Genomic DNA, 16,871 nt, shown 5'->3' on the forward strand with positions numbered 1-16,871 from the left:
TATCTCCTAATGATTAAAAATTTCCTATTGATCGATGCGTTTAGCACGTTGCACGTCGGTAACGGTGCGCTGATCGAAAATACCTACAATTTGGTTCGAGAGAATGGCGGAGAAAGTATCAATATTTTATCTATTGATCCTCAAACTAACATCGGACATTTTCCAAACGTCTACGAAGATATTTTTAAAAAGTACAACGGAGGTGCGTTCCAAAAGTTATCGTTTGCTCTTTCTTTGGGATGGTTCTTTTGCGTCGAGCTAATAAACACAATCGCATTTCGCAGCAAGCTGCGTTTGCCTTGGGGCGAGGGAAAAAGAAAACTTCTTGACCTGATCGACGAGTCGGATGTCTGTATTTCGTTATCTGGTGAGACCATTAATGATCATTATTTCCCGCACATGTATCAGCGCGTCCTTATATATTGGCTGGCGATTTTGAAGAAGAAAGATTTCATAATTTTTCCACAAAGCATAGGTCCAATTTTTAGGCCAATTTCTCGCTATCTATTGCGACTTACGCTAGGGAATTCAAGGTTTATTATCGCCCGGGATAAACAGTCTTTAGAAGTCGCGACCTTACTCTGGGAAGGAAAGCCGGCAAAAATATTTTTTTGCCCGGACGTTGCAGTTATGCAAGATTCGAACCAAATTCAATCTGAGCTTAAAAAGGCCTCTAAGAAGTTACTCGGCGTAACGGTGTCTGACGCACCAAAAGCAGAAATGGGAATCACCGGTGATTATCTTCAGGAGCTGTATAGGGCAATAGGCTTAACTTTTCCAGCCGAAGAGTATGAAATTCTGATGATGCCCTCCAACTACAGCCATTCCGGCGTTAGTAAGGATTATCAAGCGTGCCAAATTGCTATGGAAATATTTATTGAAAATGGATATTCAGCAAGAATTCTGGAAAATCGGCTTCACTACCCCCAAGAATTCCAGGGAATTCAAAAATCACTATTTGCGTTCATATCTACCAGAATGCATGTGGGAATTTTGGCCACTAGCGCTGGCATACCAACATTCATGATTAATACCCAGCATAAAATACTCTCGTATATGGAGAATATTGAGATGCAGTCGTATGTCTCTGGAATCGACGAGCCGGAAAATGTTTTAATCGAGAAACTAGAAAAAATACGCGACCTGAATGAGCAAATTCGGTTGAAATTAATAGCTGCTAATCAAAAAATGCGGGCGGAAGTCACCGCAAAGATGGCATATATATTTCAAAAGATCAGTGAGTAAGGACGTTTGTGCCAGCAATGCTAAAGGGTGGAGGCCTTTTACTACTAGCTTCGATCGCCGGATTCTTGTCGAATTTCTTGTTTTCGATGTTGCTTTCTAAAGAGTCGTTTGGTCAAATTTTCTCGCTCTTTTCTTTAGTTAGCATTGTCGGTTTGATCGTGCCATTTGGATCGAATAGTTATTACTTGACAGATCGTGATAACTACGTAAAGCATGCGCGCGCGATCCAGCTTTTCCCCCAGATCCTCGCAGCTGCAATTGCGCTAATTTTCTTTTTCGCGCGGCCAAGCATGCAAAGTTGTGCCGCTGGTTTTTTGCTGATAGCGACTACTTCGTCTATCCAAGGGATTTTGGCGGGGCAGATTAATCAAAGCTCGTCACAGGCTGCAATCTTTCAATCAATTCCGTCATTAATTAAAGCTGCTGCTGCGCTCGCGCTACTGGTTGTTTCCTTCAGTCCGAAGGGCCCTGGCAGTGCAATGGCCGACCGTGCCGTCTCGTGGTCACTGATCACTTTCAGCATTTGTGCAATCTTTCTAATAGAGAAAAATTCGAAATCAAATGCACTTCGAGTTAACTGGGTTGCTTTCCTGAAGAGTATTAGCCGAAAATCGAGCGTTGAAATGCTTTCATTCTGGGCATCTACAGTTTTAGGAATGCTTTTTAGCCTCGGCATTACCCCGCTCACTGCAAAATTTCATGGTTATGCACTTTCTGGCTACCTAGGGGTTTACTTTATTTTTTGGTCCGCAAACAACATTGGAATAACGTCGATCATAAATAATCATTTCTGGCCGAAGATATCCATCTTGAGGAACAAAAAACAAAACCTGGGTGAGGTACTCAAAATGTCATTCATTGCAGCCTCGCTGCTCGCCGCTATTTCGCTACTAGGGACGACTGGCATGGCGTGGGGGGTTTCAGAAAGAATATGGACGAACTTCCCAGGAATTCAAAAATTCTTAATTATTTGTGCGATAGCATTGTGGATCCGCACTTATAGCGCGTGGATTGGAATGATGCTCCTTAGCTTTGAAGGGATGATCAAATTTAAGGCTGGAGTGCAATTTCTCGGTGTTTTGCTGATGGTTTTTCTTGTGACTCAATGCGAGGGTGTCGATCCCGAAAAAGTGGCGTGGATTATGGTGGCGGTTGAGGCTTTTGGATTGTTGGGGTATTTGGGACTAGGGGTCGGAGTGAAGAAGCTAGGAACAAAATATGAGCTATCAGAAACTAAAAAATAGACTCAAATCTGTGTTATCGGCCTCTAAGCTCGATCAACTCAAGCTCGTAAGGGAGATTTTTCTTTTCTTTCCGAGTTGTATCTACGACATGTATCGGTTTGCGAAATTTTCTGCGACATTTAGAGTTTACAGGTCTAAAGAAAAGCTTCAGGCCATGCTGATCAAGGACTTTCATATTATCGAGAAAGGTATGTCGCTACCACTGCCACGCCCTGGATATGGCCAGGCAGTCGTCAATCGGACGATTTTACGCATTGAAAGATATACCGCGAGCTACGGTAGCGATTCTATTTCTGTAAGTGCGATTAACGCATTGCTGCAATACCGAAATTTCAATTGGCAGCATGGTGTCGCCCTATCAAAAATTGATGCGAAAATTTCCGAGCTGGCGGACTCGTTTCATGGGGTTGCAGAGAAAAGAGGCGGAGTCTTGCTTTTGAGTAGAGCCGAAATAAGTTTACCCGGAAACCAGGGATTTTCTGAGCTTGCGAGAACCAGGTATAGCATCAGAGACTTTGACGATTTACCGGCGGATACTACGCTCCTGGAAAGAGCAGCCGAGATTGCCGCAAAAACGCCATCGGTATGCAATCGGCAGAGTTCAAGAATCTATATCTTTTCCGGCGAGCAAAAATCTGCAATCTTGGCTTTGCAGAATGGCAATCGTGGTTTTGGTGAGCGTGCCAGCCATGTCGCGATAATTGTTTCGGATCTGCACTGTTTTACTGGAGCGGGAGAGCGGAATCAGCCATTCGTTGACGGAGGCCTGATGGCAATGAGCTATGTCTACGCTCTTCATTCTTTAGGCCTAGGTACTTGCTTTTTGAACTGGTCAGTGACTTCGAACGTAGATCAGCAGTTACGGAGAGTCATTAATATTCCTGCATCGCATGTTGTAATTACTTGTCTCGCTATCGGGAATATTCCGCAGAAGCTGAGCGTTGCAGAGTCTCCAAGGAGGTCTGTAGCGGACTTCTTCAGGATCGTGTGATGTCAATAAATCAACCTCGAGAAAATTTGTCTTTTATTCAAAGGAGAAATGCGAGTAAAAAACTTGCATTTGGTGTTCTTGGGTGTTTTTGCATTTTTATTAACATTCAAGAATACTTGCTTTCGAGCCTGAAGCTTGGGGGGGGCGTTGGATATGTCGATGAAGCGTTTCTCTTAGTTCCTTACGTGCTGGCTGCTGGCCTATTAAGTCGAAAAAGAAATGGGTGGATGCTAGGAGTTTTGCTATTCCCATTTGTTTCGATAATTTATGGTGTTTTGGTTAATGGATTTTCATATTCTAATATTAGGTTTGCGAATGTTGCTGTGCAATCCTTTATTAGCGCGAAGCTTTTTTTATACTCGTTAATTTTTTTCTATGCTTTAAAAATTGCCGGCAAGGATTCGAATTTCTTCGAGACAATACTTAGAATTTGTTTAATTGTTTCCTTGGTCGGCGTTGTTTTTAACATTATAAATCCGGCCGGCTTTATCTATTCTGATTTTGCCTATGAATTGGAGAGGAATCGTTTGGTCGGATTTCAATTTAAGCCAAACGACCTTTCGATACTTGCGGCATTTTCCTTCATCTTCTTTCTGTTGAAAAGAAAGAAGAGCATGTTTGACAAATTGTTATTTGTTGCCGTAGCAATGATTGTCGGCTTTGGAGGTTCGCGCACTGCATTGCTGATTGTCCTGATCGCGCTTGGTGGCTATCTGATTGCATTTGGTTCCTACAAAGTATTTATCCCAGGGTTCCTCTTGGCGGTGCTGGCTGTGTTGATTGGCTGGAATTATTTGGCAAACTCATTTTTCTTTCAGGAGACCTTAAGGAATTTTTCTGAATTCGAATCAATTGACCAATCGCAATATATCAGATTTATCATGGTCTATTACGGGGCTTATTTGTCCGCGATAAATTTTCCTGTCGGAGTAGGCCCTGCCAACTTTGGAACAGTCCTTTCGGCAAATAGTCCGGTTTATGAACAGCTAGGACTTTCTGGGAGTCGATTTTTTCAAGAGTTGGCAGGAATCTACGATAGCAATATAGCATCCGTTTTGGGCGAGTACGGCTTTTTAGGAGTACTGACCTTCGGCTATTTTTCAAAAAAAATCGTTGGAAATTTTTCGTTTAATCCGCGGCTGAAGTTTTTTCTGTTTGTGGCAGTTGTTATTGTTGTTTCATTTTCCCAGCCGTTTTTCGCATACCAAGTTAATTCGATAAACTTTCTTTTGGTTATTTTTTCATTAGTCCAAGACGAAAGAATATTTATATCAAAAGCGCGAGCCAATGAGCTGCGAACTTCGCCATGAAGATCGTACTGGCCGGGCAAAATTTTCGTATAACCGGGGGGTCGGATAGGGTTTTTTTTGATGAGCTCGAGCTGTTGGAAGAGCATGGTCATATTGTTGCTCCGTTCTGCGCGAGACATGCGGCGAATATGTATTCAGCATGGAGTTCTTATTTCCCGGTTGGTGCTGAATTTGAAAACCCCGGAATAAACGATGCGGTCAACTACATCTATTCTCGGAATGCTAGACGCTCTGTTACCCGTTTGCTTGAAGATTTTCGGCCGGACATTTTCCATTGTCATATTTACTATGGGAAACTGACCGCGTCAATAATTGCACCGGTGAAACAGGCAAAGATACCTTTAGTTCAGACGTTGCATGAGTTCAAGGTCGTGTGTCCAACATACACCCTTATGTCGCGAGGGGAAATTTGCACAAAATGTTCAGGATTTAATTTCCACAACGTTATTGCAAATCGATGTAACCGCGAGAGTTTTCTACGCTCGGCTTTGACTTATGTGGAAGCCACAGCTTCAAGAATCTTGGGGGCGGTGTCCGCTTTCGATCATTTCATTGCTGTTAGCGATTTTTTGCGTGGCAAAGTGATTGAGATGGGTGTGCCGAGCGAAAAAGTGACGACCGTTCATAACTATACCGACGCAAAAAAATTCAAGCCGGATTTCAATCCCGGTGATTATTTTCTTTATTTTGGTCGGCTTGAGAGAAATAAAGGACTAGGTTTACTGCTGGAGGCTTTTGAAGGGTTGCCGAAGGCAAGGTTAGTAATAGTCGGCGGCGGCTCGATGGAATCAGAAATTAAAAGCCATATAAAAAACAATCCGTCGGGGAATATCGATTTTTTGGGATTCAAAACGGGGCTGGAGTTATCGGAGATAATTCGTCGAGCGAGGGCGGTCGTGGTCCCGTCTATTTGGTTTGAAACGTTTGGGTTGACGATTACCGAGGCTTTCGGGCACGGCAAGCCGGTAATAGCTTCCGATATTGGTGGAATCCCGGAAGTTGTGTCTTCTGGTGAGGACGCAATACTTGTGGAGCCGAAGAACGTGCATGCATTAAGAAGTGCGGTAGAGGATTTGCTCGTTAGCGACACCCGTGTCTCAGCAATGGGGCGTGCTGGGCACGCCAATCTAATTGCTAAATTCAATAGTGACATTCACTATAAAAAGCTTAATGAGGTTTATGAAAAATGCAGAAGCTAAAACTCATTTTTTCGTTCGTGGCTTTTTTTGTCGTGCTCCAAGTCTGCAATGCGGCACCTTTGGCTAACACGAATCCGTTGAAAGGATTCAATATTGATGACAGGCTGACCGAACAAGACTTTCGAGACCTCAAGGAGTTGAACGTAAAGCTTCTAAGGGTTAGCTTTCCCCGCGAGCCATTTCTTGAGGGAAGTCCACCCTTCAAAGTTCGCGAGCAGCCGTTTATTATTCTTGATAAATATTTGCGCTGGGCAAAGTTATATCAGTTTCAGATTGTTCTGGATCCGCATTATTTTCCCGGAATGAAGGGGAAATATAGTACTACTCCCGAGGATTTGATTTGGAGTGATCGAGTTGCTCAAGACGCAATCGTGAATTTATGGGAGGTATTGGCGAGGAGGTATGCGGGACAATCATCTCAATTTTATGGTTACGACTTATTCAACGAGCCAGCGATGCCTGAAGAGGTTTTAGGTAAAGGGCGCTGTGAGTTTTACAATAAATTTATTCGCTCCCTAATTGCTGGTATTCGAAAATATGATCAAAGAGTTCCGTTGATTGTTCAATTTCCCTTCGCGTTAAATGCAGTAGGGCGACCCACCAATCAAATGGATGATGTGGATTGTGTGTCTCCGGTTCTTGATGCACACATAATTTACTCATTTCATATGTATGACCCCGGAAGATTTACTCATCAGGGAGTGTTGAATGGATTTGATAAGGGAGTACGACTTGTCGGCGATGGAAATGAGCGGAAGCTCCATAGTTATCTCTCCGAGAGAATGAAATCTGTATTGGATTTTCAACGCAAATATTCAGTGAATATTTACGTTGGAGAATTCGGGGTTTCAAATTTTGCTGGGAATGACGGCGACCGCTACGTAAAAAGTCTGTTGGAGATTTTTGGCGATTACGGTTGGGACTGGACTTATCATAGCTTTAGGGAGGCCGTCGTTTGGGATCCAGAGTTGGCCGGTGCAACTACGCAAAATCGAAGGGACTCGAATTCAGCGCGAATGCGATTGCTGAAAAATGGAATTTCTCCGTAGTTGGTATAGTCCACCGAAATTGAATATCAGAATCCTTGAGGAGAATTTCTTTAGTTAGTTCGCTCTGAACAATGCCCAAGTCGTTGATGTGCTTCGACATTCGTAACGTTTGCTGGTGCACAATTTGCGGGGGAGGGCGGCGTAGAACACTGCCTTCTTGCATGTTCCGACAAGGTTTGATGATGAAGCCCAAGCTCGCATGAGCCGAGACCGACGAGTTGTTCATCTCCCGGTTCGACGAGTTGATCAACATGCCCCATCCACCGGTGCGTTTGGCCGGCCTGATCGAGTGAGCTGAGATCGGGCGCACTTTCGGTGCCCTCTTCAGTTCGGGGCGTGGTTCACCTGCATTGCCTGCACCGCTCATCGCAGTTCGGCTGTACTTGCAAGACACGTTCGACGTGTCGGATGAAGCACTGTTCAATTCCTGGGTCTAGAACCCCTTTGACAGTATTTTTGCGGTGAGGAATACCTTCAGAGGGAGGCGCCCATTGACCCGAGCCGCCTGACACGCTGGAGGAAGCGCCTCGTGAGGAAGGAGTAGAGACACCCTGCGCATGGCGGCCATTGAAACTACACGGCGCGTCGGTGTTGAGAAGACGTCCAGCATGGATCACGCCGTCGTCGATACGACACTCAAGCCCCAAGGCCGTCGCGCATCTCGCTGACTGTCGCACGCTGGAGAAGGGCCACCAGCACCTAGTGAAGGAGACCCGGGAACATGGCACGGGTCTTCCCAGAACTAGATCCGCATCACTCCGCTCATGGCCGCAAAGATCGGGTGCTATGCCCTTGCCAAACGGTGAAAACGCATGCGCCGTGCCGTTCGCGCCATGCGCACATGCGTGGCTTGAGTGCAGCGTGAAGTGACGTCCCAACTCGGCGCTTTGCGCGAGCCGGCGTAGGCCGGGGTAGGTGACTGCTTGCCTGCACAGGCCGCATCTTGGCCCAGCGCACGAAGGACAAGAACAGCTCTATGCGCTGGATGCCCCGGAAGTCGAATGCATCTCCAAAAGCAAGGCCTGAACGCCGCACGGATTTGGCGTGAAGGTCACCATTGCGACGACTTTGAAGGAAGGGTTGGCGGCGGGCATGCGCAGCATGCCTGGCAATCCGTATGATGGCCACAGGCTGAAAGAAACCCTTGAGCAGGTCGCCATCCGGCCGAGCGGAAGCCGACAACTGCGATCGTGGACAAGGACTATCGGGGCGCGGAGCGCGGTGATACGCGGGGCGGTTCACAACCTGCGGCTGATTGCGGCGAAGCAGCGGCTTCTTACCGCTTGATTCGGACTCGCCTTGCGCGTGTTCCTAAGGGCGGCCGCGCCGTCAGCGGCCAAATTCTGTTCGCCCGATTTTGGAAACTGGATTGTTCATGGCGGGCTAGTTAAGGCGAAATAGCGAAAAGTTATTGGTGCTGCTGATCTATCGTCCAAAATCCAAGATGTTGTCTCCGGCCTTCGGGGCTTGACTGGCTGGCGCTCCGAAACTGAAAGCCTGCCCATCTCTCACTGTGGTCATGTCATACAACTGATTGATCCGCCCAAGCTTCGCCCCCCCATCCCGAACAAGCGGAGCCCACGTGAAGTTCGCTGAGAACTTGCTCGACCGCGGCAGCAAGGCGTCAAACGGAATCGAGAAGTAGATGCCCTTGTCGAAGCTGCCTTCGCCGAACTGCTTCGCCGACAGATTGGTCTTCGTCACATAGGCACCAATCGTCACGCCGTTGTCGAAGACGCGGCTGATGTTCAGGGTCACGCCCTTGTCGCCTGCCAAGTACTGACCGGCGCTGACCGTGGCCACCACACCGTTCCAACCGGTGTTCCAGTACATCGTGGCGTGGCCCGTCGTCACCTTGTAGTCGCGCAGTCCAAAGTCTTGCTCAAAGGCGCGCTGCCGCACGCGGTTGATGTCGACGCCAAACGCGACGTTGCTTCGCCATGGCCGGTAGAGCCATTCCGCGCCAACGCCGGCATACATTGACTCCAGCGCACCGCCGTACACGCTGTAGTACTGGTTGTCCGTCAACCTGCCCACGTGTGTCAGTTGCAGCACAGGCATTGTCAGGCGGCTGGTGGTCACGTATTCGCGCTGGAACGTCCGCACGCGCGGCAGGTTGCTGGGGGCCGTGTAGGTGAACTTGTCGAAGTTGTCGAGCAATCGCCAGTTCAGTGCACCGTTGACCCAGGTGCTCGGGGTGAAACGGTACTGAACGGTGGCGGCAACGCCAAGCTGGTAGAGCACGAACGCATCGGGCCCGCCAATGATCTGACCGAAGCTTGGCGTGATGCCGAACTCGAATTTCTTGGGCGCCGGCTCCCAGGGACCGAGCGATGTGGGGTCGGTCTTTGAGCTCGGTGCATTCACGTTGCTTGAAGCGCTGGTGCTCGAAATAACGGAACGGTTGAGCAACCGGTCTTCGCTGTTGTCTTCCGGCGGAGCGTAGTCGCGTTGGCTGGTCGCGCGCACTTCGGCGGGCGAGCGCGCCTGGTAGTGCTCGGCCACCCACTCGGCACGTTCGATCACTTGCGCACCCATGGCCAGGCCACGCTCGTTGTAGTGAATGATGAAGGTCTTGATCGACGCCGGGGCGTCCCGGTGCAGCACGGCCGCGATCTGCTGCACCCGAGCTTCTCGGTATACCGTATTGCTCTCGGTGATCCACACATGCAGGCCGGCGTTCTGTGGCGCGATGCGTTGCACGGTCCAGTCGGTGCGGTTTTCGATCTCGGCCGCAGTGGACGCCCACCCCGGCGGATTCGCGGGAGGGTCAGGGGTGAAACGCGGCGCTGGCAGGTCGGCGAGCTTGGGTGTGCTCAACGCCGCAAGTTTTGTCGAAAGCGTCACGCCGAACATGACCTTGTTGCCGCGCTCGAAGCCGGCAGAGAAAGCCACGTTGGGCGAGTAGCGGTACTCGAGACCGATGTTGAACGGCGTGCGCTGCGGCAGGTTGTTCTTCAGCGGTTCGTTCTGGTAGTTGTTGCCTTCGTACTCGAGCTTGATCGTCAGCGGCTCCCATGGCGTGCGCCATTGCACGCCGCCGAAGAGAGCGGCAGGGCCGCGAAACAAGGAGCCGAAGTTCGTTCGGCCAGCGTTGGATACCGAGTTACTCGCTGCCGGGCGCGTCCTGAAACGATCGCCCAGAAGGTTGAACGGATTGCTGATGTTTCCGCTGTTGCCCAAATAGCCCCAGCCAATCCCAAGGCTGAAGTCGAGATCGCCGTAGCGCTTGTTGGCCACGAGGTACTCGGCAGAAAACAAGCCGGTACCACCTACGTCGCGGAAGCCAACGGCGAGCTCGGGCACATACGCGGACTCCTTGAGCAGCCTTGCCTTCAAGTCGATGCTCTTGTCCTTGTAGTCCTGATCGCTGATCCCGTAGATGCGGTTGTTGACCGACGTATACCGAAACCCCGCCTCCAGCCAGTCGAACGGCTGGAACATGAAGTTCAACCGCATGTAGGGCGACACGTTCGAGAACGACGACCGGAAATCCCCCGCCACGCCCATGCGGGCGCTGGGCGTTTGCAGCAGGCCGGTTTCGCCCCAGTCGTTGGCGCTGGTGCGTACCGCCTGGTAGCGTGGTGCCAGCTCGGGACGCACGGAGATCGTGGTGCTGCCGCTCTGCGCAAGTGGTTCGGCCGCCGACGGAGCAATGCCCACAGCGCTGGCAACAGGCACAGCGGTCGGGGAGGGCGCTGCCGCCTGCAGGTCTCCTTGTGGCGACGGCCCCTGCGTCGCCAGGAACTTGATGATCCCTTCCGATGCGGCCACCAGGTCGCCCATGCTGCGAGGCGCCGCCCAGATCCACGCGCCGGGCGCGGGTTCGTCCGACGGCTCGCCGGTCCATGGCGCAACGCCCACGCGGGCGGTGCGTCCGTCGGGCTGTGCAACCCAGGCCCAGTCGTAGCCGGCCTGCAGGTCGCAGGCAAGGATGTAGTCCCACGCACTGCGGCCGGCCTCGTGCGCCACGTGGCACAGCTCGCCATTGGCGCGCACCACGGCCACGGTCTTCACGCTGGGGGGCGGCGCCACCAGTGTCTGGCCGGCGGTCAGCACGGGATCTTCTTCGGGGTGCGCCTGCAGCCAGCGCGCGTCGACCACGCCCAGCGCCACGCGCCCGGTCACGGGCAGGCTCTGCAGCCATCGGATGAGCTTGTAGCGCTCCGCCTGTTCGGGCTGGGTGGCGCGCCGGGTGGCGGTTTCAATGCGAAGCAGCAGCGTGTTCTTCAGGAACTGCTGGGCCAGCCGCTCCTGCGGCACGCGCCAGGCCAGTCCCGGTGCGGACACCTCCGCCGGCTGGCGCAGCAGCCAGGTGCTCAGGCGCTCGCCCGGCCGCACGTCCGCGTCGTTGGTGGTTTCGTTCTTGACGGGGGCGGTGGCGGGCTGTGCCGACGCAGACCAGCCCACGGCCATGAATGCGCAGGCAATGGCCGTGCGGCGAGGCCAGGAGGGCTTGCGCATACCGGGGAGCGAGGGTTTCATGTGCCAGCGCTCGAGGGAGTGCCGGCTGCTGGCGTGGCAGGTGTCCACCGCTCGAAGCTCATACAAAGATCACTGGATATGCATTGCTCCGAATACACCACGCGCGGTGTGCCGGAGCTTTCTGAAATGGCAAAGCGCGCGGGCGGCACCGATGCCGCGGCGGGGCGCGATGTGCTGCGCTCTTCGAACCAGCGCAGCGAGGCGGGCGGGGCCACGGTGAGGGCGCTTTTCTGCGGCGGCGCCACGGCGATGCGAACGACGTCGTCGCGAATGCCGAAGCGGTAACCGGGCATGAGGTCGCGCTCGCGCACGAAGCGCTGGGCGGAAGAGGGGGTTGCTGATGCGTCAGGCGCATCGGCCGCGCCGGCGGGCCATGGCGGCACGGCGGAGAAGCGCACCCCGCGCCAATCGGTCGAGAGGCCGGTGGTGCCCACAAGCCGCCCGTCGAGCAACCGGACGACTTCGCCGCTGCTGCTGTACCAGACCTCGACCGCGCCTTCGGGCCTCTTGTCGACGTAGCCGAGCACCATGTAGATGACGCGGCCGTTGACCGTGGTTCGCAGGTAGCGGTAGCTGGGGTTGTAGGACGGCGTCGGCGTATCAGCCGAGCTGTTGTAGAGGAGCCGTGCTGTGTCCAGCATGGCCTTGGAGCCGGAAGAACAACCGCCTACGCCCAAAAAAAACGTTGTCCAGAGACAACATTTTATAAGTCGCGTGGCGATACCAACGCGCGGACTTTTCAGCGAATGCCCTCCGTTGCGGAGGGCATGCGGCATCAGTTGGTGCCGGTGGTACCCGTGGTGCCGGTGGTACCGGTCGTGCCGCCAGGGCCGATGCCGAAGCCGCCGCCCGAGTTGCCGCCGTTGCTGCTGCCGGCAGCAAAGCCCAGTGCCACGCCTGCGGCGATGGTTGCGATGACGGGAGGGGTCAGCACGCCAGCTGCAGCGCCGGTGGCACCGGTAGCGCCAGCCGCCGGGGTTTCAGACGTGGGCGTGGCGGGGGCTGCAGGCGTGCCCTGAGCGAATGCCGACGAAGTGGCCACTGCGGCCAGGGCCACGGCTGCGAAGAGCTTGGAAATTGTCATGCTGATCCCTCGAAATATCGGTGTGTACCCTGCGAAGCGTAACAGCAACGTTAATGTTTCTCAACAGTTTCCCCGTCTCGTAAACAACGTGTTTTCAGAGGGGCGTCCCCTGCGGGGCGGGTGTTTCGCGGTGCTACGTAACGTGTTCCGCCACATGCTTCGTAACAGTGACGCGAAACAGTGTCCACCTACCGCTTTCCGCAGGCCGGGATTTCACTGATTACCTCGGTATTCCCCAATGAAATCAATGTGATCGGCCTGAAGACGGGGCTCCACGCATCCAGGTGTTTCGGGGCGGGCATCGTTCCTGCAACGTCTGATACGAAAGTGAACATTTCTAGTTCCCGGAGTTGTCGCCATGAGCCTTGTATTCCACCCCTCTTCTTCGTTGCCGATGCTGGCGCCCGGAGCGCCCAAGGCTTCCTACGGCGGTGCCTTCCACGGCGTGCTGGTCGTGGAGCAGGACCTCGCCATGGGCGAGCGCATGCGGCGCATCGTGAGCGGGCTTGCGCCGGGTCGCCGCGTGGTGATTGCATCCACGCGCGCCGAGGCCTGCAACCTGCTGGCGGCGCTGCCTTACGACCTGGTGCTGATAGACATGCGCCTGCCCGACCATGACGGCGTGGCGCTCATCAAGCACGTTCGCCAGACCTACCCGTGGATCGAGAGCGTTGCGATGTCGGCCGCCGACGATCACGACCTGGTCGACGCCGCCATTACCGCGGGGGCGGTGGGCTACCTGCTGACCGAGGCGGACGATGCCGAGCTGGCCTTCCTGCTGAGATCGATCGAGCGCGGCGGTGCGCCGATGGACTCGCGCGTGGCGCGCCGCCTGCTGAGCGTGATCGCGGCGTCGTCCAGGCCGCAGGGCATCGCGCCGGTCATGACGCGGCCGTCGATGCCGTCGGCGTCTTCCGCGCAAGCCCGTCCGGCGCCCAGCCCGCTGTCGCCGCGTGAACTCAAGGTGCTGCGGCTCATTGCGCAGGGCTGGAGCAATCGCGAGATTGCCGAGGCGGTCTTTCTCTCGGTCAACACGGTCGAGTTCCACGCCAAGAGCATCTATCGCAAGCTCTCCGTGAAGTCGCGGACCCAGGCGGTCCACGAGGCGACGCAGCACGGTCTCCTGAACTGAGAGCCCGTGTGTCCATGCCGCCCCGTCACGCGGGCGGCAAGGCCACGCCTTCGATGGCGCGCAGCGCAAGCCCGCGCAGCGCCACCGCGCGCCGCTTCAGCGGGTTTTCCGCCTGTTGAAACTCCTTGAAGCGCCCCGCTACAATCCTTGGTTGACCTTGCTACGGTTAAGGTTGGCCCTGCTCCAGCGAAGAAGACAAGAGGATCCCCATGAGTGACATGACCTCCGGCTCGCCCCGGACCGACACCAGCAAGCGGACGTGGTTGATCGCATCCGGATGTGCCGGCGTAGCAGGTGGCGTAGCCACCGCCATCCCTTTTGTGAGCACTTTCCAGCCGTCCGAAAAGGCCAAGGCTGCGGGTGCCGCGGTCGAGGTCGATATCAGCGGCCTCAAGGTCGGCGAGAAGATCACCGTCGAATGGCGCGGCAAGCCGGTCTGGATCCTCAAGCGCACGCCGGCGCAACTCGCCGAACTTCCCAAGCTGGACGGCCAGCTCGCCGATCCGCTCTCCAAGCGTCACCCCGACGAATTCACCCCCAAGTACGCGCAGAACGAGCACCGCTCGATCAAGCCCGACGTGCTGGTCGTGGTCGGCATCTGCACCCACCTGGGCTGCTCGCCCACCGACCGTTTCCAGGCCGGCCCGCAGCCCTCGCTGCCCGCCGACTGGGAAGGCGGCTTCCTCTGCCCTTGCCACGGTTCCACGTTCGACCTGGCAGGCCGGGTCTTCAAGAACAAGCCCGCGCCCGACAACCTGCCGGTGCCGCCGCACATGTACCTGTCGGACACCAAGCTCCTGATCGGTGAAGACTCCAAGAAGGCCTGAGGCAGAAGAACGACATGGCTGAATTCCACGATATCTCCCCCAATGCGCCCGCGGGCGCGAAGCTGCTCAACTGGGTCGACAACCGGTTCCCGCTGAGCAAGCTCTGGAACGACCAGTGGGGCAAGTACTACGCACCGAAGAACTTCAACTTCTGGTACATCTTCGGCTCGCTGGCCATGCTGGTGCTGGTGATCCAGATCGTCACCGGCATCTTCCTGGTGATGCACTACAAGCCCGACGCGACCCAGGCGTTCGCATCGGTCGAGTACATCATGCGCGACGTGCCGTGGGGCTGGCTCATTCGCTACATCCATTCGACGGGCGCCTCGGCGTTCTTCATCGTGGTGTACCTGCACATGTTCCGCGGCCTCATGTACGGCAGCTACCGCAAGCCGCGCGAGCTGATCTGGGTGTTCGGCTGCGCGATCTTCCTGTGCCTGATGGCCGAAGCCTTCATGGGCTACCTGCTGCCCTGGGGGCAAATGAGCTACTGGGGCGCCCAGGTCATCGTGAACCTGTTCGCCGCCATTCCGTTCATCGGCCCCGACCTGGCCCTGCTGATCCGCGGCGACTACGTGGTGAGCGACGCCACGCTGAACCGCTTCTTCAGTTTCCACGTGATCGCCGTGCCGCTGGTGCTGCTCGGCCTCGTGGTGGCCCACCTGATCGCGCTGCACGAAGTGGGTTCGAACAACCCCGACGGCATCGAGATCAAGGCCAACCGCGGGCCCGACGGCCATCCGGTCGACGGCATCCCGTCGCATCCGTACTACACGGTGCACGACATCTTCGGTGTGGTGGTGTTCCTCACGATCTTCTCGGCGGTGATCTTCTTCGCCCCTGAAGCCGGCGGGTACTTCCTCGAATACAACAACTTCATTCCGGCCGACTCGCTGAAGACGCCGAACCACATCGCCCCGGTCTGGTACTTCACGCCGTTCTATTCGATGCTGCGCGCGACCACCGACGACATGGTCAACGTGTTCGCGCTGATCATCGGCGCGGCCGCCATCTGGAACTTCGTCAAGGGCAAGTCGGGCATGGGCCTGAAGATCGCGGCCCTGGTCGTGGCGGCCGTGGTCATCTTCCTGCTGAAGACCTTCGACGCCAAGTTCTGGGGCGTGCTCGTGATGGGCGGCTCGGTCATCATCCTGTTCTTCCTGCCGTGGCTCGACCACAGCGAAGTCAAGTCGATCCGCTACCGTCCGAGCTGGCACAAGTACGTGTATGGCGTGTTCGTGTTCTTCTTCCTGATCCTGGGCTACCTGGGCATCCAGCCGCCTGGCGTCTGGGGCAACCTGGTCATCGGTTCCTTCGCCCTCGACATCGCACAGACCATTTCGCAGATCGGCACGCTCTTCTACTTCGGCTTCTTCCTGCTGATGCCGTGGTGGAGCCGCAAGGGCGATTTCAAGCCCGTGCCCGAGCGCGTGGTTTTTGCCGCGCATTGAGACAAGCCGCCCCCAAGAGCTGAGAGAACACACGATGAAGAAAAGCATTTCCGGCTGGCTCGCGGTCCTGGGTCTGGCACTGGGCCTGACCTTTTCCGCGGCGGCGTCCGCCGAGTCCGAGGGCATTGCCTGGGACAAGGCGCCCAACAAGACCAACGACGTGGCCTCGCTGCAGAACGGCGCCAAGCTGTTCGTCAACTACTGCCTGAACTGCCACTCGGCCGCGTTCATGCGCTACAACCGCCTGCAGGACATCGGCATCACCGAGCAGCAGATCAAGGACAACCTTCTGTTCACGACCGACAAGGTCGGCGAAACCATGAAGGCCAACATCGACGCGCGCCAGGCCAAGGAGTGGTTCGGCACCACGCCACCCGACCTGACGCTGGTCGCCCGCTCGCGCGCCGGCCACGGCGGCACGGGTGCCGATTACCTCTACACGTATCTGCGCACGTACTATCGCGACGACACCAAAGCCACCGGCTGGAACAATCTCGTGTTCCCGAGCGTCGCCATGCCGAACCCCCTGTGGGAACTGCAAGGCGAACGCCGACCGGTCTACACCAAGGTCGAACAGCACGGCCACGAAACCGAAGTGTTCAAGGGCTGGGAGCAAGTCACTCCCGGCACCCTGACATCCGTGCAATACGACAATGCCGTCGGCGACCTGGTGAGCTACCTGCAATGGATGGCCGAACCGGCACAGAACACACGCATTCGCATCGGCGTGTGGGTGCTGCTGTTCCTGGCCATGTCGGTGGTTTTTGTGTGGCGACTGAACGCCTCGTACTGGAAAGACGTCAAGTAGTTCCGTCCACGCCGACCGGGCGCCCGCTGGGGGCAACCGGTCCCAC

Annotated in this window: 13 protein-coding genes and 1 pseudogene; 11 read left to right on the forward strand and 3 right to left on the reverse strand. The window is 55.0% G+C overall.

Features of this window, described 5'->3' with window-relative positions; translation table 11 throughout:
- Positions 1-9: 9 nt before the first annotated feature.
- The 7 genes and pseudogenes from ACSFBM_RS01575 to ACSFBM_RS01605 form a co-directional block, all read left to right on the forward strand.
- Positions 10-1,245: a polysaccharide pyruvyl transferase family protein gene (locus tag ACSFBM_RS01575; protein WP_435482826.1), complete on the forward strand. Its 1,236-nt coding sequence runs from the start codon at positions 10-12 to the stop codon at positions 1,243-1,245.
- 86 nt (positions 1,246-1,331) lie between these two features.
- The gene (locus ACSFBM_RS01580) at positions 1,332-2,489 is read left to right on the forward strand and encodes a hypothetical protein (RefSeq protein WP_435482827.1); all 1,158 of its coding nucleotides are present in this window, start codon (positions 1,332-1,334) and stop codon (positions 2,487-2,489) included.
- Complete coding sequence (locus ACSFBM_RS01585) at positions 2,464-3,480, forward strand: nitroreductase family protein (protein WP_435482828.1); 1,017 nt, start codon at positions 2,464-2,466, stop codon at positions 3,478-3,480. Before ACSFBM_RS01580 ends, ACSFBM_RS01585 begins: the two co-directional genes overlap by 26 nt.
- A complete protein-coding gene (locus ACSFBM_RS01590; protein ID WP_435482829.1) occupies positions 3,480-4,790 on the forward strand; it encodes a hypothetical protein in 1,311 nt (436 codons plus the stop codon). Before ACSFBM_RS01585 ends, ACSFBM_RS01590 begins: the two co-directional genes overlap by 1 nt.
- Positions 4,787-5,989 (forward strand): glycosyltransferase family 4 protein, encoded by a 1,203-nt coding sequence (locus ACSFBM_RS01595; RefSeq protein ID WP_435482830.1) that lies wholly within the window; start codon positions 4,787-4,789, stop codon positions 5,987-5,989. Before ACSFBM_RS01590 ends, ACSFBM_RS01595 begins: the two co-directional genes overlap by 4 nt.
- On the forward strand, positions 5,977-7,038 hold the full coding sequence (locus ACSFBM_RS01600; protein ID WP_435482831.1) for a glycoside hydrolase family 5 protein: 1,062 nt from the start codon (positions 5,977-5,979) through the stop codon (positions 7,036-7,038). Before ACSFBM_RS01595 ends, ACSFBM_RS01600 begins: the two co-directional genes overlap by 13 nt.
- A 960-nt stretch (positions 7,039-7,998) precedes the next feature.
- Positions 7,999-8,199, forward strand: a pseudogene (locus tag ACSFBM_RS01605) (IS5/IS1182 family transposase); the annotation flags it as partial.
- Between the two features lie 264 nt (positions 8,200-8,463).
- Here the strand turns inward: ACSFBM_RS01605 and ACSFBM_RS01610 are convergent.
- The 3 genes from ACSFBM_RS01610 to ACSFBM_RS01620 all read right to left on the reverse strand — a co-directional run bounded on the left by ACSFBM_RS01610 (position 8,464) and on the right by ACSFBM_RS01620 (position 12,607).
- Positions 8,464-11,523, reverse strand: a complete 3,060-nt coding sequence (locus ACSFBM_RS01610; RefSeq protein WP_435482832.1) for a YjbH domain-containing protein — start codon at positions 11,521-11,523, stop codon at positions 8,464-8,466.
- Positions 11,520-12,164 carry a YjbF family lipoprotein gene (locus ACSFBM_RS01615; protein WP_435482833.1) on the reverse strand — a complete coding sequence of 215 codons (645 nt, stop codon included), beginning with the start codon at positions 12,162-12,164 and terminating at the stop codon, positions 11,520-11,522. Before ACSFBM_RS01615 ends, ACSFBM_RS01610 begins: the two co-directional genes overlap by 4 nt.
- Before the next feature lie 134 nt (positions 12,165-12,298).
- Positions 12,299-12,607 (reverse strand): hypothetical protein, encoded by a 309-nt coding sequence (locus ACSFBM_RS01620; RefSeq protein ID WP_435482834.1) that lies wholly within the window; start codon positions 12,605-12,607, stop codon positions 12,299-12,301.
- A gap of 358 nt (positions 12,608-12,965) precedes the next feature.
- On the opposite strand from ACSFBM_RS01620, the gene ACSFBM_RS01625 reads away from it, so the two are divergent.
- The 4 genes from ACSFBM_RS01625 (at position 12,966) to ACSFBM_RS01640 (ending at position 16,825) form a co-directional block, all read left to right on the forward strand.
- Entirely contained in the window at positions 12,966-13,739 is a 774-nt protein-coding gene (locus tag ACSFBM_RS01625; protein ID WP_435482835.1) for a LuxR C-terminal-related transcriptional regulator, read from the forward strand.
- A 209-nt stretch (positions 13,740-13,948) separates the two neighbouring features.
- Positions 13,949-14,566 carry a ubiquinol-cytochrome c reductase iron-sulfur subunit gene (gene petA / locus ACSFBM_RS01630; RefSeq protein WP_435482836.1) on the forward strand — a complete coding sequence of 206 codons (618 nt, stop codon included), beginning with the start codon at positions 13,949-13,951 and terminating at the stop codon, positions 14,564-14,566.
- 14 nt (positions 14,567-14,580) lie between these two features.
- Positions 14,581-16,017, forward strand: a complete 1,437-nt coding sequence (locus tag ACSFBM_RS01635) for a cytochrome b (protein WP_435482837.1) — start codon at positions 14,581-14,583, stop codon at positions 16,015-16,017.
- Positions 16,018-16,051: 34 nt separating this feature from the next.
- The gene (locus ACSFBM_RS01640; RefSeq protein WP_435482838.1) at positions 16,052-16,825 is read left to right on the forward strand and encodes a cytochrome c1; all 774 of its coding nucleotides are present in this window, start codon (positions 16,052-16,054) and stop codon (positions 16,823-16,825) included.
- Positions 16,826-16,871 lie beyond the last annotated feature (46 nt).

Origin of the sequence: Variovorax pasteuri (assembly GCF_051216435.1) — a bacterium.
GTDB lineage: Bacteria > Pseudomonadota > Gammaproteobacteria > Burkholderiales > Burkholderiaceae_C > Variovorax.

Excerpts from the sequence above, each read along its gene's own strand:
- ACSFBM_RS01575 (WP_435482826.1), top strand. The coding sequence starts at position 10 with ATGATTAAAAATTTCCTATTGATCGATGCGTTTAGCACGTTGCACGTC.
- ACSFBM_RS01580 (WP_435482827.1), top strand. The coding sequence starts at position 1,332 with ATGTTGCTTTCTAAAGAGTCGTTTGGTCAAATTTTCTCGCTCTTTTCT.
- ACSFBM_RS01585 (WP_435482828.1), top strand. The coding sequence starts at position 2,464 with ATGAGCTATCAGAAACTAAAAAATAGACTCAAATCTGTGTTATCGGCC.
- ACSFBM_RS01590 (WP_435482829.1), top strand. The coding sequence starts at position 3,480 with ATGTCAATAAATCAACCTCGAGAAAATTTGTCTTTTATTCAAAGGAGA.
- ACSFBM_RS01595 (WP_435482830.1), top strand. The coding sequence starts at position 4,787 with ATGAAGATCGTACTGGCCGGGCAAAATTTTCGTATAACCGGGGGGTCG.
- ACSFBM_RS01600 (WP_435482831.1), top strand. The coding sequence starts at position 5,977 with ATGCAGAAGCTAAAACTCATTTTTTCGTTCGTGGCTTTTTTTGTCGTG.
- ACSFBM_RS01610 (WP_435482832.1), bottom strand. The coding sequence starts at position 11,523 with ATGAAACCCTCGCTCCCCGGTATGCGCAAGCCCTCCTGGCCTCGCCGC.
- ACSFBM_RS01615 (WP_435482833.1), bottom strand. The coding sequence starts at position 12,164 with ATGCTGGACACAGCACGGCTCCTCTACAACAGCTCGGCTGATACGCCG.
- ACSFBM_RS01620 (WP_435482834.1), bottom strand. The coding sequence starts at position 12,607 with ATGACAATTTCCAAGCTCTTCGCAGCCGTGGCCCTGGCCGCAGTGGCC.
- ACSFBM_RS01625 (WP_435482835.1), top strand. The coding sequence starts at position 12,966 with ATGAGCCTTGTATTCCACCCCTCTTCTTCGTTGCCGATGCTGGCGCCC.
- petA (WP_435482836.1), top strand. The coding sequence starts at position 13,949 with ATGAGTGACATGACCTCCGGCTCGCCCCGGACCGACACCAGCAAGCGG.
- ACSFBM_RS01635 (WP_435482837.1), top strand. The coding sequence starts at position 14,581 with ATGGCTGAATTCCACGATATCTCCCCCAATGCGCCCGCGGGCGCGAAG.
- ACSFBM_RS01640 (WP_435482838.1), top strand. The coding sequence starts at position 16,052 with ATGAAGAAAAGCATTTCCGGCTGGCTCGCGGTCCTGGGTCTGGCACTG.